Source organism: Wohlfahrtiimonas sp. XWW7 (genome assembly GCF_056716055.1).
In genome coordinates, this window is record NZ_CP168032.1 from 1,002,672 (window position 1) to 1,027,500 (window position 24,829).

Consider the following 24,829-nt stretch of genomic DNA (forward strand, 5'->3'; position numbering starts at 1 on the left):
ATGCATTGCTTAATTTTAGGTGCGCGATCGCCCGTTGCATTGGAATGGTGCCGAATCTTAAAAAGTATGGATTGCACAATTACAGTGGCAGATTCTGTGCGTTGGCCCATTAGTCGATGGACGCAATTTAAGGATCATTATTTATCATTGCCATCGCCACGTTTTGCATTTGCCGAATGGCGATTGCAATTGTTGGAATATGTACGAATGCATTGTGTTGATTGGTTGATGCCAAATGCTGAAGAAGCTTTTTATGTTTCTTTTATCAAAGAGGAATTGAGTCGATATTGTAAAGTCTGGACAGCAGATTTCTCTTTAATGCGTTCGTTGCATCATAAATATGATTTTACTGAAATGGTTCAGCAATTATCCATCACTGCGCCACAAACATGGTTATTTGATAAAGATTGTCGTGTTTTACCGTTATCATCTTCTGAATTGGTGTTTAAACCTGTATTTTCGCGCTTTGCCAATGCCACAATCATCGCGCCAAATGAGGTTCAACGATCATCTATGGATGCTACAGTAAAATGGGTGATGCAAACTTATGTGAAAGGTACTGAATATTGTAGTTACAGTATTTTTGATGAAGGGCGATTGATAGCACATACAGCGTATCAGCCAACTTATCGAGCGGGCAAAGGTGCTGGCTATTACTGTATTCCTTTTCAAAATGAAGCCATTGAGCGATTTGTCCGTGAATTTGGTGAAAAATATTGTTACACAGGACAAGTGGGTTTTGATTTTATTCAAGAGGAATGCGGAAAATTTTGGGTCTTAGAATGTAATCCAAGGGGAACAAGCGGATTACATCTATTTGAATATTTACGATCTGATTTGCTCAACTGTATGAAACAATTGGATCATTCCGTTTTAGTTGCTGCGCCAGATAAAGCTTTGGCATTTAAGTTTGCATTGTGTGCAATGGGATTGCCAAAGCAGTTGGGGCAATTAGAACTCGGGAAATGGTGGCAAGATTATCGTCATTCGGATGATATTGTTTATCATGACCAAGATTTAAAACCAGCATTGTTGCAATCTTTGCCCACTTTGGAGATGCTCTACATTGCCGTTAAGCATCGTTTATCCATTTGGTCAGCGACAACTCATGACATTGAATGGAATGGGGAAACAATCAAATGAGTATTCAATTAATCGCTGGGAAAGCATTGGATCAATCTATGATAGATCAATGTAAAGTGGCAGCTTATGTTGCGCATTTAGATTCTGCAAAACAATCTTTAATCAGTAATGTTGAGGCAAATTATTATTATTTGCATTGGTGTGATCGAGTTTTTCCTGTTGTTGTAGTGAATGATTATCTTCAATCTCAAAGTTATGTTGCATCGCTTTTTAATACATACATTCTATATTCTGTGGAAGAGTTGGAAATTATTCGTTTGCCAAAATGGTTAACGTCATTGTTGCGAAATATGATTCGTGGTGTTGGTGCTTTATTTAATCGGCAGAAGATGGATCGAGTGGTTTATGTGAATAACTGGTTAGTTTCCACGAATGTATACCCAAAAGATTTTGCACCCACAAAAGAAGATATCAAACAGTTGGTTGACATTATTACGCAGCAGTTTCCTAAACATACAATTTGTTTTCGATCATTGACTGAAGCGTTGCAACAGCCCTTCATGAAAACATTGCAGGATGCTGAATTTTTTCCTTTAGCAAGCCGCCAAGTTTATATATTTGATGGGCGAAATGGGCAAGCAGATCAACTTTTAAAGCATCGAGATACGCAGAGAGATTTAAAATTAAAGAAGAAATTTCAATCTTATTTTAAATTGGATCATGAGCCAAATGACATCAATATTCAGCAGTATAAAAAAATGTATGAACAGCTGTATATTGAGAAATATTGCCCTTTGAACCCTCAATATTCCACACAATGGTTAGCGATGTCAGCCAAAATCAATATGATTCGTTTTCACACGATGTACGATAAAAATGATTGTATTGTGGGATTAAATGGAATTTTTCAAGTGGATAATGTGATGTCCATTCCGATTTTTGGTTATGATTGTGACAGTTCACCAAAGTTGGCATATTATCGGCAATTGGTTGCAGAATGTATTGCGGATAGCATTGATCAATCATTGATTTATCATGCAAGCTCGGGCGTTTCTGATTTTAAGTTGAATCGTGGTGCCAATGCACATATTGAATATAGTTTTTGTTATGTGGAACATTTGCCCAAGCAAGAAAGATGGCAGATAAAAAGTTTAGCTAAAATTGCGAACGGTTTAGGTGTGAAAGTGATGCGTGTTTTTAAATTATGAATGGCATGGATGTGAAAAGATCATGAAGAAGATTGTATTATTAGCAGTTGTTTTAAGCATTGTGACAGGTTGTTCAACTTATGGTGATGCAAAACCAGTGACACACATTGCACCTGACAATGGTTACGGTTCAATGACGTTGGCAGATGGATCTATATATTCGGGTGAGATTAAAGATTCACAAGCGAATGGATTTGGCACTGTGAAATCGAAAGATGCTGTTTATACAGGCGCGGTTAAAAATGGCAAACCGCACGGATTTGGTCAAACTGTGACGAGCGATGGTGCAATTTATGATGGTGAACATGTGAATGGTGAGTTTCATGGTCGTGGTAAATTAACCCTTAGCGATGGTTCATTTTTTATCGGACAAATGCGACACAATAAAGTTCATAAAGGCACAATGCATTTTACCGATGGTCGCACGATGCCAATTATCTAATGGATGAAGCTTTGTGGCTGAATCAATCAGCCCAGAGCAACTCTCCTTTGCCCATGAAACGGTTTTGTCCGCCAATCCAGATCTCTTGGTTGGCTGTGACTTTTAAGAATAAGACATTTTCACGGCCTAATAAACAGCCTTGGTGAATGATCCATTCAAAATCATTGTTACCTTCTAAAACTTGCAAGCCGCCTAAATTAGAGCAAGCAGATCCTGTACCGCTATCTTCACTCAATGCACCATTTTTTAAATATAGGTAACGGACATAAATATCATTATCATCTCTCGCCCAAAGGTAGATCATCGTTCTACCTGCATGAAGGGTTGCATGCTGTTCAAATAATTCTAGGTTGATTTTAACAGAATCCACGACAGATGAATGACTTAACTCAACTAAAAGTTGTTCGCTGCCTGTATTTAACCATTTTGGCTCACTTAAAACTTGCTCTTCAGGAATGTTCAGCATTTGGCTTGTTAATGGAATATTCAATGTGCTTGTACGTTTTGTAGGTTCAATGGGTGCTTTAATCCAATAAATTGATTGATTAGGATTGATATGTATATCCACAATGCCTGCCAATGTTTCAATCTGTTTGATACAGCCAGAATTTTTCAACATTTTAATGATTTGTAATCCACCAATAATCGGATGACCTGCAAATGGTAATTCTTGCATTGGTGTATAAATGTGAAATTTGGGTAGATCACCATTGAGATTTTCGATGAATACAGTTTCTGACTGATTCATCATAGTTGCAATCTGTTGCATGGCAGCTTTTGATAATGGTTTCTTTAATACAAAAACAGGTAAAGGATTACCTTTGTCTTGTTCTGTGGTGAAAACATTGATCCAATAGTAAGTTAAAGATTGCATAACGATTCCAATAAGTTTTAGTCTTAACTAATTTAATTGTAGGATAATTTACGCAAATATTTAATATCCGAATGATAATTAAAAATACAAAGATCTTGTGCCTATAAAATAGATTTTTTGATATGCTGAAACGCTATAACGATAAGAGATTGGAACCAATAATATGTTGAAATATCATTCAAAAATATCCTTAGTGACTTTGTTGAGTTTAGGCTTAACATCTGTCGCTTATTCTGATGATTTAGGCTTTAATGATGAATGGAAGTTCAGCGTTGCGCCATATATTTGGGCTGCGAGTGTTCGTGGTGATGTTGGGCATCCTAGAGTTGGCACGCATTTTGTGGAATCTGAGTTTTCGGACATCATCAAAGATGTTGACCTCGCTGCGATGATCATGGGATCGGCGCGAAAAGGTTCTTATAGCGTATTGATGGATGTAATGTACGTGAATAGCAGTGTAACTCAGCGTTTGCCAGCGGGATTCCCAGCATCGAAGTTAAAGGCAAAAGGTAAAGTCGTTACAGGTTTTGTGGGCGCAGGATATACGGTTTATTCATCAGATGCGGCACGATTAGATACTGTTGTTGGCTTGCGTGGTTGGCATGCTGATGTTGATTTAGGCTTACAAGGTGGGCCATTGAATGGCATTTCAGCCACAACGAAAAAGAATTGGGTGGATGTCACAGCAGGGCTTCGTGGTTTATATCGCTTCAATGATGATTTATCTGTCACTTATTGGGGCTTAGCAGGCGGCGGACAAGCTAAATCTGATTGGGATTTAGCCTTATTAGGCAATTGGGCGATTAATAAAGATTTAACTGTAACGGCAGGTTATCGTGCGATTGGCGTGGATTATCGTAAAAATGGCTATGTGTACGACATAGTCCAAAAAGGCCCAATGATTGGCTTAACTTTTAAATTCTAGAGTAATTGTTTTTGAGCCTTTTGAATTAAAAAGGCTTTTCTAAGATTTTGATACATTATGGTTGATAACGATAATGCCCAATCATTTTCCAGTTAAATAGAACATCTTCAGGGACTTGCCCAAAGCCAATATTGTGAACCACTAAAGGGCGTTTGCCATCTTTAGATTTTTGATCAATCACAATGCCAATATGCGGCAAGCCATTATCTAAGCGCCACGAAACAATATCACCAGCTTTATAATCTTCTGCATTTTTAGATAATGTGAGAGATTTACCATTGCGCTCAAAGAATTTCTCTAAATTAGGCACACGGCGATGATCAATATTACGATCGGTTGATTTTAATCCCCACATCCTTTGGCTTGGATATTGGCTGAAATTTCGTTTCATATCTTCATGCACAAGCTTTTGGAGATCTATATCCAATTGACGGTAAGCACGAATTATAACATCAGTGCAAACACCACGATTAGGTGAAACATCACCATTAGGATAATCAATTTTCTCATAGCGACCATCGTAGATCACTAAGCGATTAACAATAGACTTGGCGGCATCAGAAACATTGTTTGCGAAAGATAGAGATGAAGATAAGATTGCAATTGTAATAATTTGTTTAATCATATATTTGAATTAAAGAATATTAGTATTAAAAATACTATGATAAAGATTTTTGATTAAAAAATATACTTTAATGGTCACTAAGACTTTCTTTTTGCTTGTGGATCTATATAATTATGGCCTATTAAAATAATCGATGTATTATTTTATTACATGGTGATTATCAAGGGCGGTAAATCAGATAATGGCTGAATATTAAATATAAGTAATTAAGGTAGATATTATGTCAGTGAAAACAGAAAATGAATACAATATGATTGACTGGTTCGTGAAGTGTATGCAAAATTATGCGAATTTTAATGGTCGTGCGCGTCGTAAAGAATACTGGTTCTTTATTTTAGTTCAGTTCTTGATCACATTTGTTATTGGTTTAGTACTTGGTTTTATTTTGCCAGAAAGCTTAATGAGTATTATTAATATTATTCTTTCATTGGTGTTTTTGGTACCTAGTTTGGCTGTAGGTGCACGTCGTTTACATGATATTGGTAAATCTGGTTGGTTCTTATTATTAGGTTTGATTCCTTTAGTGGGTGCAATTATCTTGATCGTATTCTTCTGCTTGGATACAAAAAGAGAAAGCAACCAATGGGGCGAGCCAGCTTACTAATTGCGAGTGATTTGAGTTAGAATGAAAGGAAGCTAAGGCTTCCTTTTTTAATGAGAAAAATATAATATTTTATTACATGGATTTCGTCGATTATTACCGTTTTAATGGTATTCAGGTAATAAAAAAGGAAGCGCTAAGCTTCCTTTTGGTTCTGATCTAAGAGACTAATCTTAGTTATGTCTTGCGACCATCAATTTTTTGATTTCTGCAATTGCTTTAGCTGGGTTCAAACCTTTAGGGCAAGTTTTAGTACAGTTCATGATCGTATGACAACGATATAGCTTGAATGGATCTTCCAATTCAGCCAAACGCTCGCCTTGGTATTCATCACGTGAATCCATGATAAAACGATATGCTTGTAATAAAACCGCAGGACCTAAGTATTTATCAGAGTTCCACCAGTAGCTTGGGCAAGATGTTGAGCAGCTTGCACACAAAATACATTCATATGAACCATCCAACTTGCGGCGCTCTTCAATAGATTGTAAGCGTTCACGTGGCGGATTTGGCGTGTCTGATTGTAACCAAGGTTGAACAGAAGCATGCTGTGCATAGAAGTGCGTTAAATCAGGTACTAAGTCCTTAATTACAGGCATGTGCGGTAATGGTGCGATGCGTACTTCATTACCATCAATGGATTCGATTGACTTAGTACAAGCCAATGTATTTGTTCCATCAATGTTCATTGCACATGAGCCACAAACACCTTCACGGCACGAGCGGCGTAATGTTAAAGTTGGATCAATTTCATTTTTGATCTTTAACAATGCATCCAATACCATTGGACCACATTCGTCCATGTTTACTTCGTAACGATCAAAACGTGGATTTTCACCTGTATCAGGATTCCAACGATAGATTTTAAATACACGCTTATTAGCGCCTTCTGCTTTGAAATATTGTCCATTTTCTTTGACAATAGAATTTGCAGGCAATTTAAATTCAGCCATAACCGATATCCTTTAGTATGTTCTTTCTTTAGGTGGAATGTATTCCACATCGTCAGTCAATGTGTAAGTGTGAACAGGGCGGTAATCAATTGTTACATCACCAGATTCATCAACCCACGCTAAAGTATGCTTCATCCACTCTTCATCATCACGGCTTGGGAAATCTTCGCGAGCATGTGCACCACGAGATTCCGTACGGTTGTATGCAGAAGCTACAGTTGTCATTGCATTTGCTAATAAGTTAGACAATTCCAATGTTTCAACTAAGTCAGAGTTCCAAATCAAGCTACGATCATGAACTTTAACATTTTTGAAGTCTTGATATGCTTCAGTGATTGCATCAACGCCTGATTTCAAAGTTTCTTCCATACGGAAAACAGAAACATCAGCTTGCATTGCATCTTGCATTTTACTGCGCAATTGAGCTGTAGAAATTGAGCCATCTGCATGACGAATCTTATCGAAACGATCTAAGATTGCTAAGATTTGATCTTCAGGTAAATCTTTCTGTGTTGCGCCTGGTGTTAATGTTTCTGCAGCACGATTTGCAGCAGCACGACCAAATACAACTAAGTCTAATAATGAGTTAGAACCTAAACGGTTTGCACCATGAACAGATACACAAGCAGCTTCACCAATTGCCATCAAACCTGGTACAACATGATCAGGGTTGCCATCTTTCAATGTTACAACTTCAGCATGATAGTTCGTTGGAATACCACCCATGTTGTAGTGAACAGTTGGGATAATTGGGATTGGTTCTTTTGTTACATCTACGTTAGCGAAGATTTTTGCACTTTCTGCGATGCTTGGTAGACGCTCATTGATCACTTCTGGACCTAAATGCTCAAGATGCAAGTAGATGTGATCTTTCTTAGGACCAACGCCGCGACCTTCACGGATTTCTAATAGGATAGAACGTGATACAACGTCACGAGATGCTAAGTCTTTTGCATTAGGTGCATAACGCTCCATGAAACGTTCGCCATTGGAGTTAGTTAAGTAACCACCTTCACCACGAACACCTTCAGTGATTAAACAACCTGCGCCATAAATACCAGTAGGGTGGAATTGTACAAATTCCATATCTTGTAATGGAACACCTGCGCGTGCAGCCATACCACCGCCATCACCAGTACATGTATGCGCTGATGTTGCAGAGAAATAAGCACGGCCATAACCGCCTGTTGCTAATACAACTGTTTGTGCGCGGAATACGTGAATAGTACCATCTGCCAAGTTCCAAGCAACAACACCGCGACATTCATCATTTTCCATGATTAAGTCTAATGCGAAGTATTCAATGTAGAATTCAGCATGATGCTTCAATGATTGCTGGTACAAAGTGTGTAACATTGCGTGACCTGTACGGTCAGCAGCAGCACATGTACGTTGAGCTTGGGCTTCACCGTAATGCGTTGTCATACCACCGAAAGGACGTTGGTAGATTTTCCCTTCTTTCGTACGAGAGAATGGCAAACCATAATGCTCTAATTCTAAGATTGAAGGAATCGCTTCACGACACATGTATTCGATTGCATCTTGGTCACCTAACCAGTCAGAACCTTTCACTGTATCGTACATGTGCCAGCGCCAATCATCTTCACCCATGTTACCTAAAGCAGCAGAAACACCACCTTGAGCCGCAACAGTATGTGAACGAGTTGGGAATACTTTAGTCACACAAGCTGTTTTGAATCCTTTTTCAGCCATACCTAAAGTTGCTCGCAAACCTGCACCGCCAGCGCCCACTACTACAACGTCATAAACGTGTTCGACAATGTTGTAGTCTTTATATTTTTGTAAGTTCATTAATTTAAGTCCTCAATAATGTTCATCGAGCTTTATGAAAAAAGCGTATCCATGCTTGAAAGCATGAGTTCAAGGTTAGTTGCAACATGAACGATAGCGATGATCATTAATAACCACATAATTGCTAAAAATGTTTTAATCAAGTAGATATAGAAAATACGTTTCGTTGTTTGGTGAACGTAATCTTCGATGATCGTTTGAATACCCATTGCAGCATGGTGTAAGCCTACAGTGATGAATAGAATCAATAATGCTGTGTTTAAAGGTGCATCGATCCATAATAGAACGCGAGCATAATCAGCTTTAACTAAGAATGCGAATGAGAAGGCAAACCAGAGGAAAAGTACAGCTAAGATAACCGATGAAACTTTCATCAATAACCATTCTTTTGAACCAGCGTGTGCTGAGCCTAATCCTTTAACTTTACCCAAAGGTGTACGATAATTCATTGTTTTCTCCTATGCACAAATGCCAACGCCAAGTAAAGCAACTGTAATTACTGCTGTTGCAATGATTACCCAAACGCCAGATTTCGCCGCTTCTTCGTTACTAATACCAATACCAGCATCCCAAAATAAATGGCGGATACCATTACAGAAATGGTAAACAGTTGACGTAACGCCAAGCGCTAAAATAGGGAAGAAAGCATAATGTGTAAACAATGCTTGAATGCTTTGTGATAGCGGCTTGCTAAACGGAATCGCAATGATCCATAAGCCAATAGCGAGCATTACAAAAAGTGAAGCCACACCAGATAAACGGTGCAGAAAACTCATGATAGATGTTTGTTGAAATTTGTAGCCTGAACCTAGCATGAAAGGTGATAGTGGCCGTTGATGCTTTTCCATACGACTCCTTGGTAAGACTTTGGTGGTAAAAATTATTAAACAATTGTTCCGTTAGAGAACAAAAACACACATTATTCTAAATAACTTCGGACGTTTACTCAACTTCAATATTGATTGCTTCAAGGAATCTTGACCAACCATGTCAAATATTGAAAATATTGATTACATTTTTATTACAATTTTTTGAGATTTTAATAGGGGGGAGGTCTGTAATTATGGGCGCTATCAAAAGAAATTGATCATCATGCGAATTAATACTGCTGCTAAAAAGATCGCAAAAATTTGACGAATACGAGCAACAGGAAGTTTATAACTCAATTTAACACCTAAAGGTGCTGTTAAAATACTCAGTAATGCGATACTGATGAATGCAGGTAGGTAAACATAGCCCAAAGAATAATCTGGTAAGCCTTCAATGCCCCAACCATTAACAATGGCACTGGCTGCGCCAAATGTCGACAAAATAACACCGATCATGGCTGATGTTGCAATGGCTTTATGCATTTCATAGCCCAAATAAACTAACAATGGTACGGCAATTGCACCTCCAGCTATACCGATAAAGCTTGCAAGAAATCCGATGACAAATCCTACTATCACAAAGAGATAGTTGGGAAGATTGGGTTCGTTGTGATTTTCTATTGCTAATTTTCTTTTTGGTTTAACCATTGAATAAATGGTGTAAGTTAAGAATATACAAAATACAACTTGCAGGACAGTATTGGATAATAAGTTAACAATCATGCTACCGCTGACAACACCAACTGCACTGCCAATACCTAAGCGAGGAATATATTGCCATAGAATGGTGCCTCGTTTATTGTGTGACCAAGCAGAAGATGCTGTCGACATAATAATGATGGCAAATGATGTACCCAATGCCATTTTCATGATGAGATGAGTTGGTACATTCATTTGCTCCGCCATATAATGCATGACAGGAACAATAACGGTTCCACCTCCGATACCTAGTAATCCTGCTAAAAAGCCAATTAAGGCACCGACAATGATGAATGCAAACAAAAAAATTAACATGAAAAACTCCAATGTGGCACTGCATAATATAATAATAGTTGATTTCTGAGCATAACAAACTTGCTGAGATCTTGTCTGCAAATTTGGCATAAAAATGGTAATGTGTCAGTTTTTCTAGATGGCTTAATTTATTGTGAAAACTTATCAAGATATTATCGATGAATCTGTGGTTTTATTTTCTCATTTGGATCATCCAAAATTTGAGGCAGAATCGTTATTGGCATTTGTTTTGCAGTGTAATCGCAGTAGAATTATCGCATTTCCAGAGAGAAAAATAGAACATGACCAATATGTTCAATACATGGATTTGGTCAAACAACGACAATCTGGTGTGCCGTTTGCCTATTTAACAGGAGAAAAAGAGTTTTATGACTTAACGTTAAAAGTGACGCCTGCGACTTTAATTCCTCGTGCAGATACCGAATTGTTAGTGGAAACAGCGCTATCTAAAATGAATAATACAGATCATTATAAAGTGATTGATATGGGCACAGGTAGTGGAGCGATCGCTTTGACAATTAAAAAGCATCGACCGAATGCAGAAGTAATGGCAGTCGATCAATCGCTCAATGCTTTGATTGTGGCTAAAGAAAATGGTCAATCTCTCAATTTAGCTGTCGAATTTATTCAGAGTGACTGGTTTAATAATGTTGAAGGAAAAGGTTTTGATTTAATCGTATCCAATCCACCTTACATAGAAGCGCATGATGCACATTTAGGTGGCGATGGTGTTAAGTATGAACCAATCACGGCATTAGTTGCTGCTGATGATGGGTATTCTGACTTGTTTCATTTAATCCAATCATCTTTGCCACTATTAAAAGAAGGCGGCTGGTTGATGATGGAGCATGGCTTTGAACAAGGCGAAAAGTTACGAGTTGAATTTACAAAGCAAGGTTATAGGAATGTGGCAACTTTAAAAGATTTAGGCGATAACGACCGTATTACGATCGGGCAAAAATAAAGCCCATATTAAAAATGGGCTTAAGATATTCAGACATATTACTTTTCTAATAGTTCGTAGTTTAATGTTGCTGTGTCGCTTCTACGATAATAGATAAAAGGTGTTTGATATGATTTTAAAAATTCAGCGCGCTCTTCTTTAGTATCGAACCATCTTTCTGCTGAAAACTCATCACCTAAAAGATGTTCTGCGCTTAATGGGCTATTCTCTTGAAGCGTCATTTTGACACCAAATTTTTGACTCATAAAAACTCCTAAGGTTACTAATAATATAATTAACCACCTGTCATAGACATGAAACGAGCGATTTTTGTATCATCTTCTACAAAGTCATGTTTCTGTGGTTTTAAATCAATTGCTTCATGAATGGCAGATTTAATTGCATCATCAGTGCAATCTGGTGAACGTACTAAATCACGTAAATGATAACTCTCATTTTGTCCAAGGCACATATATAAAGTGCCATCCACAGATAAGCGCACGCGATTACACGTTTCACAAAAATGCTGAGAAATCGGCGTAATTAAGCCTAATGTGAATTTGCCATCTTGAGATTTCCAATAACGAGCAGGGCCGCCACCACGTACTTCAGATGATTCCACTAGATCATATTTTTTATAAATTTGTTTTAAAAAATCTGAAAGGTTTTTGCCTTTTGTGCTTTGTCCAGTATGTCCCATTGGCATGACTTCGATCATGCGAAGAATGAATCCGTTTTCGATACAAAATGCAATCATGGGCTCAATCTGATTATCATTAAGATTCAACATCGGTACCATATTGATTTTGATTTGCTCAAAGCCTGCATCTTTCGCTGCCATGATGCCATTATAAACCTGATTAAAGCAGTTTAATCCTGTAATCTCTTTGATGATGGATGTATTTAAACCATCTAAACTGATATTCAATCGATCCAAACCAGCATTGCGTAGAGCATATGCGTATTTGCTCAATTGAGTGGCATTTGTTGTCATCGAAAGATCTTCGACGCCAGGAATACTTTTGATGGATTCTACTAGCTTATATAAATCTTTTCTTAATAATGGTTCGCCGCCAGTTAAGCGAAAGCGTTTGACACCTAATTCTGTAAAGTTACGAACGATTCGGGTTAATTCATCAAATGTTAACCAGTTTTTTGGTACCTCGAAATCACGGAATCCTTCTGGGATACAGTAAGTACAACGTAAGTCACACTTATCCGTCACAGAGATTCGGACATAATCTATGGTTCTTCCAAACTGATCAACTAACATAAAAACCTCGATAACAACTACAGATGGAGCGATTTAACACACTCTGATAAGAGCTCCAATTTCTTCAACTGAGTATACTCTTTTCGATAGATCAAACCAATTTTTCTTTTTGGTACAGGGCCTTTAAATGGAATACAAGAAATGAGTTCTTGAAGATGATCTTGGATTAATGCATATTTTGGCAATACCGAAATACCTTGGCCAGAGGCGACAATATTACGAATTGTTTCTAATGAATAATGGTGTGCATTATTAGAACTGATTTCAGGACATTGCTCGACAACTTGATCGCGGAAACAGTGACCGATATTTAATAATAAAGGATCATATTCATGGATTGTTGATGCATCGATTGAAGATTCTGTCGCCAACGGATGATTTTTGGGCGTAATGACAAAGAACTCTTCATCGTATAATTCATCTACAGCTAAGGATGGCTCATAAATTGGTAAAGCAACAATGGCCGCATCGATTTCACCACTTTTTAACATTGGGATAATATTGTCAGTGGTATTTTCATAGATGTTTAAAGTTAACTCAGGTGCAGTTGATTTTAAAACAGGAATGACGCGTGGTAATAAATAAGGTGCGATTGTAAAAATAATGCCAAGTTTTAATTCACCTTGAGCAGAGTTGATGGAAACTCTCAGTTCTTTTAACTGTTGAACAATAGAAAATATTTGTTTGACTTTTGGTAATGCTTCTAATCCTTCTGGTGTCAAAAACACTTCACTGGCAGAACGTTCAAACAAAGTTACACCTAAAGAGTACTCTAAGTTTTTTATACCAATAGACAAAGCAGGTTGAGAAATAAAGCATTTTTGTGCTGCACGGCCAAAATGTTTCTCTTCTGCTACAGCTAAAAAGTACCTAAGTTCATTCAATTTCATGTGTGATGCTCCTGTAAGGATAAACCAAAAGCTGTTGGTTAAATAAATTTATCGATTTAATAATATCATTTTTACTGAGACAAATCAGGTTTATGATATTCCAACAGAGATCTTTAATTTTATATTTGTTTTATTGAGTTATTTACACTTCTCTCAATTATATATAAAAATGTAGTTTAAGTATATAAAAACGAGAACCTCTATAGGGTGCTGAAAAACGTAGTTTTATTTTGTAGTTTTTTGTAGTTTTTCAGAAAAATTGATAGGGGGGTATCTTTTTTAATAAAAACGATTGGACTATTGTGTAAAAAACGATAAAATTTATGCTGGCTTTTTTAGCTCAAACCAAATGAGGAAAATAATGAAACAGATTGATAGATTTAAACAGTGGTCAGCATTATATGGTGCCAATGCGATCTATGTTGAGGAAATGTACGAATCTTATTTAGCTGACCCACATTCTGTATCAGAAGAGTGGGTGTCTTTTTTTAAAGACTTTAAAAATGATGAAACAATTAATGTTTCTCATTCTGCAGTTAAAAGATCATTTGAAGAATTAGCGCGCATTAAAAATAACTCAGCAGCACAATATACTATTGATCCTGTTGCATCTGAAAAACAAGCTGCTGTTCTTCGTTTGATTGAAGCTTACCGCATTCGTGGTCATCAAGCGGCTCAATTATGCCCTGTGCAAATTAGAGAACGTCAAATTATTCCTGAATTATCTCCTGAATATCATGGTTTGAGCGCGCATGATTTAGAAACAGAATTCAACTCTGGTACATTAACAAATGTTGCACAGATGAAATTGAAAGAGATCATTGAAATTCTCAATAGAACATATACACAATCTATTGGCGCTGAATACATGCATATAACAAAAACAGAAGAGCGCACATGGATTCAGAATCAATTAGAAAGTGTTAAAGCAAACATTAAATTCTCTAAAGAGCGTAAAGTTGAAACTTTAAAAGAGTTGATTTCTGCTGAAGGTTTGGAGCGTTATTTGCACACGCGTTATGTTGGTCAAAAACGCTTCTCTTTAGAAGGTAGTGATGCGTTGATTCCAATGATGCATGAATTGATCGATCAATCGAGTGAAGAAGGTGCTGAAGAAATCATCATCGGTATGGCTCACCGTGGTCGTTTGAATATGTTGGTTAACATCTTAGGTAAAGCACCGAAAGATTTATTTGATGAATTCGAAGGTAAACGTACAGTAGAACGCGGTGCAGGTGACGTTAAATACCACATGGGCTTCTCTTCAAGTATTCAAACTAAGCATGGTGATCTTCACTTAGCTTTAATGTTTAACCCATCGCATTTAGAAATTGTTAATCCAGTGACGGAAGGTTCTGTGCGCGCACGTTTAGAGCGTCGTGCTGAAAACTTATCCCCATTACCATTTAATACAGTATTACCTGTATTAATTCATGGTGATGCTGCATTTGCGGGTCAAGGTGTTGTGATGGAAACATTACAATTGTCAGAAGTTCGTGGTTATCGTTGTGGTGGTACAGTTCATATCATCGTGAATAACCAAATTGGTTTTACGACTTCAAATCCTTTGGATGTTCGTTCATCTGCTTACAGCTCTGATGTTGCTAAATTGATCCAAGCACCAATCTTCCATGTGAATGGTGATGATCCTGAAGCGGTTAAATTCATTGCTGAATTAGCAATCAACTATCGTCAGAAATTTAATAAAGATGTTGTGATTGACTTAGTTTCTTATCGTCGTTTAGGCCACAACGAAGCAGATGAGCCAAGCGCAACACAGCCAATGATGTATAAGAAAATCAAAGCGCACAAAACGCCAGCAGCTGTTTATGCAGCGCGCTTAGTGGCTGAAGGCGTGATCACTGATGCTGAATATAAAGCTATGACAAAAGCTTATAAAGAGCGTTTAGAAGAAGGTAAACCAGTGGGTTATCCTGTCATTCCAGCAATCAATGACACTTATACAAAAACTTGGGCGAAATACTTAAAAAATTCTCCGAAGTTTGGGACAGAATCTCAGAAGAATCCAAAAACTGCGGTTTCTGCAAATGAAATTAAATCTTTAGCAGAGCAAATGAGCGTATTGCCGCAAGGCTTTGCATTGCATGCACGTGTTCAAAAAATTTATGAAGATCGTATTAAAATGGCTTCAGGTGCATTGCCAATCGATTGGGGCTTTGCTGAAAATATGGCATATGCAACCTTAGTAGATGAAGGCCATGGTGTTCGTATTTCTGGTCAGGATTCTGGTCGTGGTACTTTCTTCCATCGTCATGCGGTGTTCCACAACCAAGTGGATGGCTCAAGTTATATTCCTTTACAGCACATCAATAAAGGTGCTCGTTTTACTGTTATCGACTCAATCTTATCTGAAGCTGCTGTTATGGGCTTTGAGTATGGTTATGCGGCAACTGAACCAGATTCATTAGTAATTTGGGAAGGTCAGTTCGGTGACTTCGCAAATGGTGCGCAGGTTGTGATTGATCAGTTTATCTCTGCTGGCGAAACTAAATGGATGCGTTTATGCGGCGTGGTGTTGTTATTACCTCACGGTTATGAAGGTCAAGGTCCTGAACATTCATCTGCTCGTCCTGAACGTTTCTTGCAAATGTGTGCAGAAAACAATATGTCAGTGGTTGTACCAACCACACCAGCACAAACATTCCATTTGTTCCGTCGTCAAGTATTACAAGAATATCGTAAACCATTAGTATGTTTCTCTCCGAAGAGTTTATTGCGCCATAAATTGGCTGTGAATACTTTGGAAGATTTAACACATGGTGAATTCCAACCAATGATTCCTGAAGTGAAAGAGCTTGAGAATAAGAAGGTTGAAACATTAGTTGTATCCGTGGGTAAAATTTACTACGACTTATACGAAATGCGTGAAGAAAAAGGCTTGAATAACTTTGCTTTGGTGCGTTTAGAGGAGATCTATCCATTCCCAGCAGCTAAATTAGCTGAAATTGTGGCGACTTATCCTAATGTTAAAGACATTGTATTTGTACAGGATGAGCCAATCAATCAAGGTTACGCTTTCTTTGTTCGTGACTATCTTGATATCTATAAATCGAAAAAGGTATCAGTTCGTTATGTAGCGAGAGAAGCAAGTGCATCTCCAGCAGTTGGTTACAACAGTGTTCACGTTGATCAGCAAAACCAATTGTTACAGCAAGTATTTAATATTGATTTATAAAGAACCACCAAGATTTTTAAGGAGAATCTCATGAGTATTGAAATTAAAGTTCCGGTATTACCTGAATCAGTTGCGGACGCATTATTGGCTGTATGGCACGTTAAAGAAGGCGATTTCGTTAATGAAGGTGATAACCTTGTTGATTTAGAAACTGACAAAGTAATGTTAGAAGTTCCAGCAACTGTAAGTGGAACGATTCAATCTATCAAAATTTCTGAAGGTACAAACGTAACAGCAGGCGAAATTCTAGCTATTTTAGTTGAAGGTGAAGAAGCGGCAGCACCTGAACCAGCAGCTAAAGAAGAAGCGCCAGTTGCGGCTGCATCTGAAGAAGCCCATAAATTATCTCCAGCTGTAAAAGTATTGGTTGAAGAGAATAAATTAGATGTATCTGTGATTCCTGCAACAGGGAAAGATGGTCGTCACACTAAAGAAGATATTTTGAAATTCTTGGAAAGCGGTAAAACTGCGCCTAAAGCAGCAGCACCAGCAGCACCAGCAGCACCAAAAGCAGCACCAGCAGCTGCGCCATTGAACATTCCAATGGGCAACCGTACAGAGCAACGCGTTCCTATGACTCGTTTGCGTGCAACTATCGCGGATCGTTTGTTAGAAGCAAAAAACAGCACAGCTATGTTGACTACGTTCAACGAAGTGAACATGAAAAATGTGATTGAATTGCGCAAGAAGTACAAAGATGAATTTGAAAAACGTCATGGCATTAAGTTAGGCTTTATGTCTTTCTTTGTAAAAGCAGCTGTTGAAGCATTGAAAAAATACCCAGCAGTTAATGCATCAATCGATGGTAACGATATGATTTATCATGGTTATTTTGATATTGGTGTTGCGGTTTCATCGCCTCGTGGTTTGGTGGTTCCTGTAATCCGTGATGCAGACCAAAAATCATTGGCTGAAATCGAAAAAACAATCATGGATTTCGCAATCCGTGCGAAAGAAGGTAAGTTAGGTTTAGAAGATATGACAGGTGGGACATTCACTGTAACTAACGGTGGTGTATTCGGTTCTATGATGTCTACGCCAATCATCAATCCACCACAAAGCGGTATCTTGGGTATGCATAAAACTTATGATCGTCCAATCGCTGAAAATGGCCAAGTTGTGATCGCACCAATGATGTACTTAGCGCATTCTTATGACCACAGAATCATCGATGGTAAAGAAGCCGTTGGTTTCTTAGTTGCAATCAAAGATGCAATTGAAGATCCAACTCGTTTATTGTTAGACATCTAATTGAAACAATCTTCTTAAATGATAATCACTCTGTTGATTATCAGTGATTCAAGCCTCGCTGATGGCGAGGCTCATAATCGATCTACAAGGAAATCATCATGGCAAAAAAATATGACGTCATCGTAATTGGCGGTGGTCCTGCGGGTTATGTTGCTGCAATTCGCGCAGCACAATTGGGTTTAAAAACAGCATGTGTTGAAAAATGGATTTCTCCAGAAGGCGCACCAGCATTAGGTGGTACATGCTTAAATGTTGGTTGTATTCCTTCAAAAGCTTTGTTGGAATCTTCACATCATTTTGCGTATGCGAAAGAAGGCTTTAGTCAGCATGGTATTAAAGTTGGTGGTGTTGGTATCGACGTTGCACAAATGATCAATCGTAAAGATGATATTGTTAAGCAATTAACTGGCGGTATCGCGCAATTGTTCAAGGCAAACAAGATTGATTGGTTGCAAGGCGAAGGTACTTTGTTTCCAGAGCGTGTTGTTAAAGTTAAAGATCATGATGGTAAAGTTGTTGAATACCAAGCTGATAACGTAATTTTAGCATCAGGTTCTACACCAATTGATATCGGTGCTGCACCATTAGATGGTAAACGTATCATCGATTCAGCAGGCGCACTAGCATTGACTGAAGTACCTAAACGTTTAGGTGTAATTGGTGGTGGCGTTATTGGTTTAGAAATGGCAAGTGTTTGGTCGCGTTTAGGTGCTGAAGTTGTTATTTTTGAAGCAATGGATTCATTCTTGGCTGGCGCTGATGCTGCGATCGCTCGTGATGCATTGCGCAGTTTCACAAAACAAGGTTTGGATGTGCGTTTAGGTGCGCGCGTATTGTCGACAACAACATCTAAGAAAGATGTGAAAGTGACATATTCAAATACTGAAGGTGAGCACAACGAAACATTTGATTACTTGTTGGTTGCTGTTGGTCGTGCACCATATACAGCTAACTTGGTCGATCCAAGTGTTGATCTAGTTATGGATGGCAGCCGCGTTCATGTTGATGGTAACTGTGCAACGAACGTTCCTGGTGTTTGGGCGATTGGTGACTTGGTTCGTGGCCCAATGCTTGCGCATAAAGGCTCTGAAGAAGGTGTTGCAGTTGCTGATCGTATCGCGGGTAAATATGCATTTGTTGACTACGATTTAGTACCATTCGTAATCTATACAAGCCCTGAAATTGCTTGGGTTGGTAAAACTGAGCAAGCTTGTAAGCAAGAAGGTTTGGATATCAAAGTAGGTACATTCCCATTTGCAGCATCAGGTCGCGCGCGCGCGATGGATGCAACTGAAGGTCAAGTGAAAATCATCGCTGATGCTAAATATGATCGCGTTTTAGGTGTTCATATCTTAGGTGCAAATGCTTCTGAATTGATTCATGAAGTAGTTGTAGCAATGAGTTTTGGTTCTTCATCTGAAGATATAGCTCGCATCATGCATGCTCACCCAACATTGGCTGAATCAGTGAAAGAAGCTGCTTTGTCTGTGCATAAAGAAGCAATTCATATGATGAATAAAAAGTAATTTAATCTGATTAAATTACAATCAATGAAAAGCCTGCTAATGTAATGATTAGCAGGCTTTTTTGTTATTTTTTTAGTTGATGACTAATCCCACTGAATCTCTCGGTTTTTCGTTCAATGGTTTGGCGAATATTATAAGGCGTACCAATGATTGTGAGATTTTTTTTAGCACGCGTAATCCCCGTATACAACAGCTCTTTAGTCAGGATTTGGCTAGAGAAATCGGGCAATACAATAATCACATGATCAAATTCACTGCCTTGTGATTTGTGAATCGTCATGGCAAAGGCTGTTTCATATTGTGGCAAGAGCTGCACAGGAATATAGCGTAATTCACCATTATCACTTTCAAAGTAAGCAATTAAACGATCATCTTCTCGTACAATGATACCAACATCACCATTGAATATATGATTCACATAATCGTTTTGTAGAATCATAATGGCTTGGCCATGATAAAGCTGGCGATCATCTTCTGGTTTAAAGAGTTGAGTGCTGATGTATTCATTGATGAACTTCGTGCCAAAGTCTGAAATGTTTGTGGCGCACAGAATTCTCACTTGATGCAATGCTTTGAATAGCTCTTCAGGTAAAGCTTCTATTTTGCATAGATCAATATAAGGTTTTAATAAATCATTGATGGGCTGTAACCAATCTTCATCACGTGAATTAATGAAGGTTAATTCTTCAGGATGCTTTTCAATGGTTGGTAAAAATGCACGGTATTTCTGGTCATTCACGGCTTTGGATAATTGCCCAATGCCCGAATCAGCAGAGAAGCGATGACTTTCTGTCAATAATGTCACATTGTTCAATAGTACATTTTGGGGTGGGAATTCTTCTGTTAATGATTGCCCAATGATGGATTCTAATTGCTTCAAACGAGATTCATCATAACCAATGTCTTGACAAATTTCTCCCATGATTGCACCAGCTTCTACCGATGCCAATTGATCTTTATCGCCTAAAATAATCACGCGAATATTCTGTGGTAAAGCTTGAATCAATAGATTGAAGATATACAAATCAATCATGGATGCTTCATCAATGATGATTAAATCTGTGGGCAATGGATGATATGAATGGAATCTTGGCTTGATCTGGCTAGGATTGAAGCTCAATAAGCGATGCAAAGTTGTACTGCTATTAGGGATTTTATCCAATAATGTTGTTAATTCAGGATGTGATGTTTTGAATTGGCTCTTTTGCTTTTCAATGGATTCACTCAGGCGAGCCGCGGCTTTCCCAGTTGGCGCTGATAGCGAGATATGTAAATCAGGATGCTCATTCAATAGTAATAATAAAACTTTAATCACTGTTGTGGTTTTGCCTGTGCCAGGTCCACCAGAGATAATAGAAACAGGTGATAATAGCGCATTGGCAGCAGCTAATTTTTGTTTATTCACAGTTTCTTCTTTGGGAAAAAGTTCATGTAGCAGGGCGAGAGTTTTTTCTGAAGGCTGATCAATAGTGCTCTGTTGATTGGTTTTGAGGAAATTTACAATGATTTTTTCATAATTCAAATTCTTTGCGAGATAAATGCCTGCTTCAGTCACGCTGATGGGAAAATTTTCCTTGTGCTGAATCTCATTTAAAGCTTTGTCCCAATCTGTTTGGCCATCAATATTCGCCAAAGCTTTTAATGTATTGCTACATTCAATGGCTTTTTCATAATTAATATCAGAAATCCAATCATTGGATTGGTATAAAAAGCTACGCGGGATCATCGTGTGTTTCATGCCATAAGCATGGCTTGTTAAGAGTGCGATCAATTGATGTTGAGGATTTTCGGGAGCAACAACTTTGGCAAAATGGTAATCAATGCTATTGAAAAAACCTGATTGCTTTGCGTAATCCAATAATTTACTCATGATCAGCTCCCATTAATTGATCCAATGCGACAATATCTTCTGCTTTGGGCTTTCTAAAGTAAATGCCATGATTGCTTGAATGGCTCATTCCGCGAACAAATAGATAGAATATTCCACCAAAATGCTCATCGTAATTGAAGTTTGGTAGTCTAAATTTAAGATATCGGACAAGCGCAACAGAATATAGAAGATATTGAACATCATAATAAGCATCCAGCATAGCTTGATGAACATTGGCCTCATCATAATCTTCGAGTTGATCACCTAAATAGTTAGTTTTATAGTCGGCGATGTAGAATTTACCATTGTGCATAAATATAAGATCAATGAAACCTTTCATCATGCCTTGCAGAGTGAAGAAATTCAGTTGTGGCAAAGTTTCTGAATCACGATAATTCTGTAAATATTGATTGAATTTTTGTGCTGTGAAAGGCTGTTTCACGGGAAACAAAAATTCAAGCTCATGCAAAGCATTCGTTTGAAGGCAGTCTGCAAATGTTAAATTAGGCAATAACTCATTTTTGAAAATATCTGACAGCCAATTCAATACAACATCCACCCAAATTTCTAAGTGATTGCTAACCTCTTCAGAGAAGAAAGTTCTACTTAACAGATTGGTGAGATAGTCTCGATTCAAAAGATCTTCAGGTTTATGTTTCTCGAATAGCTCATGTATAAATGTTCCTGTATGCGCGCCTTTTGGGAAGGTGAAGATCGAAGGAATTGGCTCGGTAGTTGATTCCACAATGACTTCATCAATATTGGTTTCATCTTGATTTTCTTGCACAAAGTAAGAATGTGGCGCATCTTTGGTTAACTGCGTAAAGCTCGAGATATTCCAGGCGCGATTAATTTTGCCTGTGAATGTTGCTGCGGTTAGATCTTCGTTGTATTCAGGTTTTGCACTGTATTCAACTTCTATTTGTGCATTCATCGGTAGAATTTGTATATGCTGTAATTTTTGCAAACGCTCTAAAGAGAATGCTTCATTCTTTTCTGTGTTGAATAATGTGGAGAAAATTACTTTATCATTCACATTAGTTGTGCGATCCAGAAAATTTTCAGAGAGCGCAAATTCACAATAATATTTAGCTCGAGTTAAAGCAACATAGAGTAAGCGCGCATTTTCTGCTTGTTCATTGCTAAGTGAAAGCAATTCCTGCTCTTCATTCTTACTGTAATCTAAAGTTTTCTGACCGTTTTCTTGGTTCACAATGAAAGGCGGTTTGTCCACTTTGGATTCAAAGTTAGATGGAATGAATGTGATTGGGAATTCTAAGCCTTTTGAGCCATGAATCGTCATAATTGTAATCACATTCATTTCACTTTCTAATCGTAGACTATTGCTGCCGCCACCTAATTCATCAGGATTGTCATCGGGTGAATGAATTTGTTGAGTGAACCATTCTAATAATGCTTCTTTCGTGGGTGCTAATAAACTTTGTGCTTGCAGTAATTCACAGATATGACGTAGATCCGTCATGATACGATCAAATTCATCATGATTTCTAAAGCGATGAATGCGATGATGGCGATGTAAAAATTGATCCATCATGGGAATGATTCCGAGTTTATCCCAATCTTGTAAGCATTGTTCTCGCTCAATGAGGAAATCTTCGTATTGCTGATGGTCTTCCAATAGATGATGTAATTCATTTAAAGAGAGTTGATAGAGTAGGGAAGCGAACGTTTGCTTCATTAGCTCTTGGTTGCGGGAATCTAATAAACTTGTCAGGAATAGATGTAACAATCCAGCGGCTTTACTTTTAAATACTTTGCTTTTGTCCGAGAGATAAACGGCAGGCAGCTCTGCATCACGTAAAGCTCGAAGCAGCGCATCTGCATCGCCTTTGCCACGAACTAATATGGTGATATCTTGATGTTCAATGGCTCTAGCTTCGTTATTTTGGTAGATTTTTCCTTGTGCCAATAATTGTTGAATACGCTGCGTGATGTATTCTGCTGAAGCTTTTTGAAAACTACCTTTATTATTATCGCCTTCTAAATATGCAATGCCGATGCCTTTTTGTTGAATATTGTTAACGGTTAAATAGTTGTGGGTCGCTGATTCGGGCGTTTCTACTGGTTGAAAAGGAATGTCTTCGGCTAAGAATGGATTGCTGTTTTGTTTGAATAATTCATTCACGCCCTTAACAACAGCTTCGCTAGAACGATAATTAGTGCCTAAGGAATATTGATTTTGTGCCGAATGTTTAGCGGAAAGATATGTATTGATATCAGCGCCACGGAATTTATAAATAGATTGTTTTGGATCACCAATCATTAGGAGCGTGCGATCATCTGAGTGGCCAAATAATCGGGAGAATATGTTGTACTGAATGTTATCTGTATCTTGGAATTCATCGATCATTGCGACTTTATAGCGATCACGAATATTATCTAATTGTTCAGGTGTTGCTTGAGTGATGAGTTTTTCTGTTTCTTTGATTAAGTCATCAAAAAATAGAACATTGTTTTTCTGTTTCAACGTAATGAATATTTTGTGGGATTGCTGCGTGGCAAATGCCCAGAAGATTGATTGGATTTGATTCTGATCTAATTCACCATCTTCACCTTGGCAATTGAATATCGCAGTTTCTAAATCTTCTATAGATTGTGGTGTATTCAATGTATCAGCCACTGATAAAAATGGGGCGATTTTTGTTTGAACATGCGAAGGGTTTTTATATACATCATAGGCAACAGGCGCTAAACGATCAGAGAAGTAATAGCAAATCTCACGCCAAAACTGTTTAGCGGTTTCTGTTTGTAATTCATAATCAGATGTTTCTAGTTTAGCATCAAAAGGTAATTGAGAATCTAAAGGGTTTTGACTCAAAAATCTTTGGCAAAAGCTGTGAATTGTGAATATGTTGGCGTCACTCATTAATCGTTCCGCCTCATTGAGAATGGCGCGGGCTTTGATATATTCTTGTGGTGGAATTAATGAGAGAACATTTTGGATAAATTCGTCGTCACTGTATTCTGCTTTAAGCGCTTGCTGTACTTCTAATATGCGAGCATAAATCCTGACTCTTAATTCTGCTGTTGCAGCTTTGGTAAATGTTACGATTAATATATCGCTCAATTTAAGTGGTTCAGGTATATTAATGCCTAAAAGATAACGAATCACAAGGGATGTAATTGTATAGGTTTTGCCAGTGCCAGCAGATGCTTCGATCAGCGTTTTGCCAGTTAAAGTAGAGCTGATAGGAGAGATAATATTCATAGTAGATTGAATGCAAATGTTTTTGTTGAGAAGATTAACGAGTGAGAGTTATTTCAGTAGCACATTTGGCAGATAATAGTTTATAATCATAGAATTGAACAGTAAGTGTATTACATTATCTAATAAATTGTAATAACGAAAAATCAAAAAGGTCAGGATAAAACATGAAATTCGTTACAGTAAATATTTTGGGGACGGTAGATCGCGATACGGGCCGTGAGATTATTGTCGGTGCGGCGCATCGT

General features: G+C 37.9%; 22 protein-coding genes (1 of these 22 running past the window's edge). 10 read left to right on the top strand and 12 right to left on the bottom strand.

Going from position 1 to position 24,829, the window contains the following annotated elements:
• From ACA100_RS04920 to ACA100_RS04930, 3 genes are read left to right on the top strand one after another with little or no spacing between them, the layout of a single operon-like run.
• Positions 1–1,143 carry an ATP-grasp domain-containing protein gene (locus tag ACA100_RS04920; protein WP_481078865.1) on the top strand — a complete coding sequence of 381 codons (1,143 nt, stop codon included), beginning with the start codon at positions 1–3 and terminating at the stop codon, positions 1,141–1,143.
• Positions 1,140–2,291: a hypothetical protein gene (locus tag ACA100_RS04925; RefSeq protein WP_481078866.1), complete on the top strand. Its 1,152-nt coding sequence runs from the start codon at positions 1,140–1,142 to the stop codon at positions 2,289–2,291. Before ACA100_RS04920 ends, ACA100_RS04925 begins: the two co-directional genes overlap by 4 nt.
• Positions 2,292–2,313: 22 nt before the next feature.
• Complete coding sequence (locus ACA100_RS04930) at positions 2,314–2,733, top strand: MORN repeat-containing protein (RefSeq protein WP_481078867.1); 420 nt, start codon at positions 2,314–2,316, stop codon at positions 2,731–2,733.
• A gap of 22 nt (positions 2,734–2,755) precedes the next feature.
• On the opposite strand, the gene ACA100_RS04935 is transcribed toward ACA100_RS04930, so the two are convergent.
• Positions 2,756–3,607: a PhzF family phenazine biosynthesis protein gene (locus ACA100_RS04935; protein ID WP_481078868.1), complete on the bottom strand. Its 852-nt coding sequence runs from the start codon at positions 3,605–3,607 to the stop codon at positions 2,756–2,758.
• A gap of 163 nt (positions 3,608–3,770) precedes the next feature.
• On the opposite strand from ACA100_RS04935, the gene ACA100_RS04940 reads away from it, so the two are divergent.
• Positions 3,771–4,532 (top strand): hypothetical protein, encoded by a 762-nt coding sequence (locus ACA100_RS04940; protein ID WP_481078869.1) that lies wholly within the window; start codon positions 3,771–3,773, stop codon positions 4,530–4,532.
• Positions 4,533–4,587: 55 nt separating this feature from the next.
• Here the strand turns inward: ACA100_RS04940 and ACA100_RS04945 are convergent, their stop codons facing one another.
• A complete protein-coding gene (locus ACA100_RS04945; RefSeq protein WP_481078870.1) occupies positions 4,588–5,157 on the bottom strand; it encodes a DUF1287 domain-containing protein in 570 nt (189 codons plus the stop codon).
• Between the two features lie 220 nt (positions 5,158–5,377).
• Between ACA100_RS04945 and ACA100_RS04950 the strand changes: the two genes are divergently transcribed.
• Positions 5,378–5,761 (top strand): DUF805 domain-containing protein, encoded by a 384-nt coding sequence (locus ACA100_RS04950; protein ID WP_481078871.1) that lies wholly within the window; start codon positions 5,378–5,380, stop codon positions 5,759–5,761.
• A gap of 170 nt (positions 5,762–5,931) precedes the next feature.
• Here ACA100_RS04950 and ACA100_RS04955 read toward each other — a convergent pair whose 3' ends face one another.
• The 5 genes from ACA100_RS04955 to ACA100_RS04975 all read right to left on the bottom strand — a co-directional run bounded on the left by ACA100_RS04955 (position 5,932) and on the right by ACA100_RS04975 (position 10,406).
• Positions 5,932–6,711, bottom strand: coding sequence for a succinate dehydrogenase iron-sulfur subunit (locus ACA100_RS04955; RefSeq protein ID WP_481078872.1), 780 nt, complete (start codon positions 6,709–6,711; stop codon positions 5,932–5,934).
• A gap of 12 nt (positions 6,712–6,723) precedes the next feature.
• Positions 6,724–8,523 carry a succinate dehydrogenase flavoprotein subunit gene (gene sdhA / locus ACA100_RS04960; RefSeq protein WP_481078873.1) on the bottom strand — a complete coding sequence of 600 codons (1,800 nt, stop codon included), beginning with the start codon at positions 8,521–8,523 and terminating at the stop codon, positions 6,724–6,726.
• Between the two features lie 32 nt (positions 8,524–8,555).
• Positions 8,556–8,972: a succinate dehydrogenase, hydrophobic membrane anchor protein gene (gene sdhD, locus ACA100_RS04965; protein ID WP_481078874.1), complete on the bottom strand. Its 417-nt coding sequence runs from the start codon at positions 8,970–8,972 to the stop codon at positions 8,556–8,558.
• Between the two features lie 9 nt (positions 8,973–8,981).
• A complete protein-coding gene (gene sdhC, locus ACA100_RS04970) occupies positions 8,982–9,371 on the bottom strand; it encodes a succinate dehydrogenase, cytochrome b556 subunit (protein WP_481078875.1) in 390 nt (129 codons plus the stop codon).
• A 225-nt stretch (positions 9,372–9,596) separates the two neighbouring features.
• A complete protein-coding gene (locus tag ACA100_RS04975; RefSeq protein ID WP_481078876.1) occupies positions 9,597–10,406 on the bottom strand; it encodes a sulfite exporter TauE/SafE family protein in 810 nt (269 codons plus the stop codon).
• A 133-nt stretch (positions 10,407–10,539) separates the two neighbouring features.
• Here ACA100_RS04975 and prmC point away from each other — a divergent pair, with 133 nt between their 5' ends.
• Positions 10,540–11,370, top strand: coding sequence for a peptide chain release factor N(5)-glutamine methyltransferase (gene prmC / locus ACA100_RS04980; RefSeq protein ID WP_481078877.1), 831 nt, complete (start codon positions 10,540–10,542; stop codon positions 11,368–11,370).
• Positions 11,371–11,408: 38 nt separating this feature from the next.
• On the opposite strand, the gene ACA100_RS04985 is transcribed toward prmC, so the two are convergent.
• Genes ACA100_RS04985 through ACA100_RS04995 form a run of 3 tightly spaced genes read right to left on the bottom strand, consistent with a single transcriptional unit; the run spans position 11,409 to position 13,512 of the window.
• Positions 11,409–11,615, bottom strand: coding sequence for a hypothetical protein (locus ACA100_RS04985; RefSeq protein WP_481078878.1), 207 nt, complete (start codon positions 11,613–11,615; stop codon positions 11,409–11,411).
• A gap of 29 nt (positions 11,616–11,644) precedes the next feature.
• Positions 11,645–12,622: a GTP 3',8-cyclase MoaA gene (gene moaA / locus ACA100_RS04990; RefSeq protein ID WP_481078879.1), complete on the bottom strand. Its 978-nt coding sequence runs from the start codon at positions 12,620–12,622 to the stop codon at positions 11,645–11,647.
• A gap of 17 nt (positions 12,623–12,639) precedes the next feature.
• A complete protein-coding gene (locus ACA100_RS04995) occupies positions 12,640–13,512 on the bottom strand; it encodes a LysR substrate-binding domain-containing protein (protein WP_481078880.1) in 873 nt (290 codons plus the stop codon).
• 361 nt (positions 13,513–13,873) lie between these two features.
• Here ACA100_RS04995 and ACA100_RS05000 point away from each other — a divergent pair, with 361 nt between their 5' ends.
• From ACA100_RS05000 to lpdA, 3 genes are all read left to right on the top strand, one after another.
• Positions 13,874–16,708: a 2-oxoglutarate dehydrogenase E1 component gene (locus ACA100_RS05000; RefSeq protein ID WP_481078881.1), complete on the top strand. Its 2,835-nt coding sequence runs from the start codon at positions 13,874–13,876 to the stop codon at positions 16,706–16,708.
• A 30-nt stretch (positions 16,709–16,738) separates the two neighbouring features.
• Entirely contained in the window at positions 16,739–17,959 is a 1,221-nt protein-coding gene (gene odhB, locus ACA100_RS05005) for a 2-oxoglutarate dehydrogenase complex dihydrolipoyllysine-residue succinyltransferase (RefSeq protein WP_481078882.1), read from the top strand.
• Between the two features lie 98 nt (positions 17,960–18,057).
• Positions 18,058–19,485, top strand: coding sequence for a dihydrolipoyl dehydrogenase (gene lpdA / locus ACA100_RS05010; protein WP_481078883.1), 1,428 nt, complete (start codon positions 18,058–18,060; stop codon positions 19,483–19,485).
• 64 nt (positions 19,486–19,549) lie between these two features.
• Here the strand turns inward: lpdA and recD are convergent, their stop codons facing one another.
• Both recD and ACA100_RS05020 read right to left on the bottom strand, forming a co-directional pair.
• Positions 19,550–21,355, bottom strand: a complete 1,806-nt coding sequence (recD, locus tag ACA100_RS05015) for an exodeoxyribonuclease V subunit alpha (protein ID WP_481078885.1) — start codon at positions 21,353–21,355, stop codon at positions 19,550–19,552.
• Positions 21,348–24,584: a UvrD-helicase domain-containing protein gene (locus ACA100_RS05020; RefSeq protein WP_481078886.1), complete on the bottom strand. Its 3,237-nt coding sequence runs from the start codon at positions 24,582–24,584 to the stop codon at positions 21,348–21,350. Before ACA100_RS05020 ends, recD begins: the two co-directional genes overlap by 8 nt.
• A 164-nt stretch (positions 24,585–24,748) precedes the next feature.
• Here ACA100_RS05020 and ACA100_RS05025 point away from each other — a divergent pair, with 164 nt between their 5' ends.
• Positions 24,749–24,829 carry the beginning of a hypothetical protein gene (locus ACA100_RS05025; protein WP_077926753.1) on the top strand. 141 nt of this gene lie beyond the right edge of the window, so 81 of the gene's 222 nt are visible here — the first part of the coding sequence; it begins with the start codon at positions 24,749–24,751; its stop codon lies beyond the right edge, outside the window.

Excerpts from the sequence above, each read along its gene's own strand:
- ACA100_RS04920 (WP_481078865.1), top strand. The coding sequence starts at position 1 with ATGCATTGCTTAATTTTAGGTGCGCGATCGCCCGTTGCATTGGAATGG.
- ACA100_RS04925 (WP_481078866.1), top strand. The coding sequence starts at position 1,140 with ATGAGTATTCAATTAATCGCTGGGAAAGCATTGGATCAATCTATGATA.
- ACA100_RS04930 (WP_481078867.1), top strand. The coding sequence starts at position 2,314 with ATGAAGAAGATTGTATTATTAGCAGTTGTTTTAAGCATTGTGACAGGT.
- ACA100_RS04935 (WP_481078868.1), bottom strand. The coding sequence starts at position 3,607 with ATGCAATCTTTAACTTACTATTGGATCAATGTTTTCACCACAGAACAA.
- ACA100_RS04940 (WP_481078869.1), top strand. The coding sequence starts at position 3,771 with ATGTTGAAATATCATTCAAAAATATCCTTAGTGACTTTGTTGAGTTTA.
- ACA100_RS04945 (WP_481078870.1), bottom strand. The coding sequence starts at position 5,157 with ATGATTAAACAAATTATTACAATTGCAATCTTATCTTCATCTCTATCT.
- ACA100_RS04950 (WP_481078871.1), top strand. The coding sequence starts at position 5,378 with ATGTCAGTGAAAACAGAAAATGAATACAATATGATTGACTGGTTCGTG.
- ACA100_RS04955 (WP_481078872.1), bottom strand. The coding sequence starts at position 6,711 with ATGGCTGAATTTAAATTGCCTGCAAATTCTATTGTCAAAGAAAATGGA.
- sdhA (WP_481078873.1), bottom strand. The coding sequence starts at position 8,523 with ATGAACTTACAAAAATATAAAGACTACAACATTGTCGAACACGTTTAT.
- sdhD (WP_481078874.1), bottom strand. The coding sequence starts at position 8,972 with ATGAATTATCGTACACCTTTGGGTAAAGTTAAAGGATTAGGCTCAGCA.
- sdhC (WP_481078875.1), bottom strand. The coding sequence starts at position 9,371 with ATGGAAAAGCATCAACGGCCACTATCACCTTTCATGCTAGGTTCAGGC.
- ACA100_RS04975 (WP_481078876.1), bottom strand. The coding sequence starts at position 10,406 with ATGTTAATTTTTTTGTTTGCATTCATCATTGTCGGTGCCTTAATTGGC.
- ACA100_RS04985 (WP_481078878.1), bottom strand. The coding sequence starts at position 11,615 with ATGAGTCAAAAATTTGGTGTCAAAATGACGCTTCAAGAGAATAGCCCA.
- moaA (WP_481078879.1), bottom strand. The coding sequence starts at position 12,622 with ATGTTAGTTGATCAGTTTGGAAGAACCATAGATTATGTCCGAATCTCT.
- ACA100_RS04995 (WP_481078880.1), bottom strand. The coding sequence starts at position 13,512 with ATGAAATTGAATGAACTTAGGTACTTTTTAGCTGTAGCAGAAGAGAAA.
- ACA100_RS05000 (WP_481078881.1), top strand. The coding sequence starts at position 13,874 with ATGAAACAGATTGATAGATTTAAACAGTGGTCAGCATTATATGGTGCC.
- odhB (WP_481078882.1), top strand. The coding sequence starts at position 16,739 with ATGAGTATTGAAATTAAAGTTCCGGTATTACCTGAATCAGTTGCGGAC.
- lpdA (WP_481078883.1), top strand. The coding sequence starts at position 18,058 with ATGGCAAAAAAATATGACGTCATCGTAATTGGCGGTGGTCCTGCGGGT.
- recD (WP_481078885.1), bottom strand. The coding sequence starts at position 21,355 with ATGAGTAAATTATTGGATTACGCAAAGCAATCAGGTTTTTTCAATAGC.
- ACA100_RS05020 (WP_481078886.1), bottom strand. The coding sequence starts at position 24,584 with ATGAATATTATCTCTCCTATCAGCTCTACTTTAACTGGCAAAACGCTG.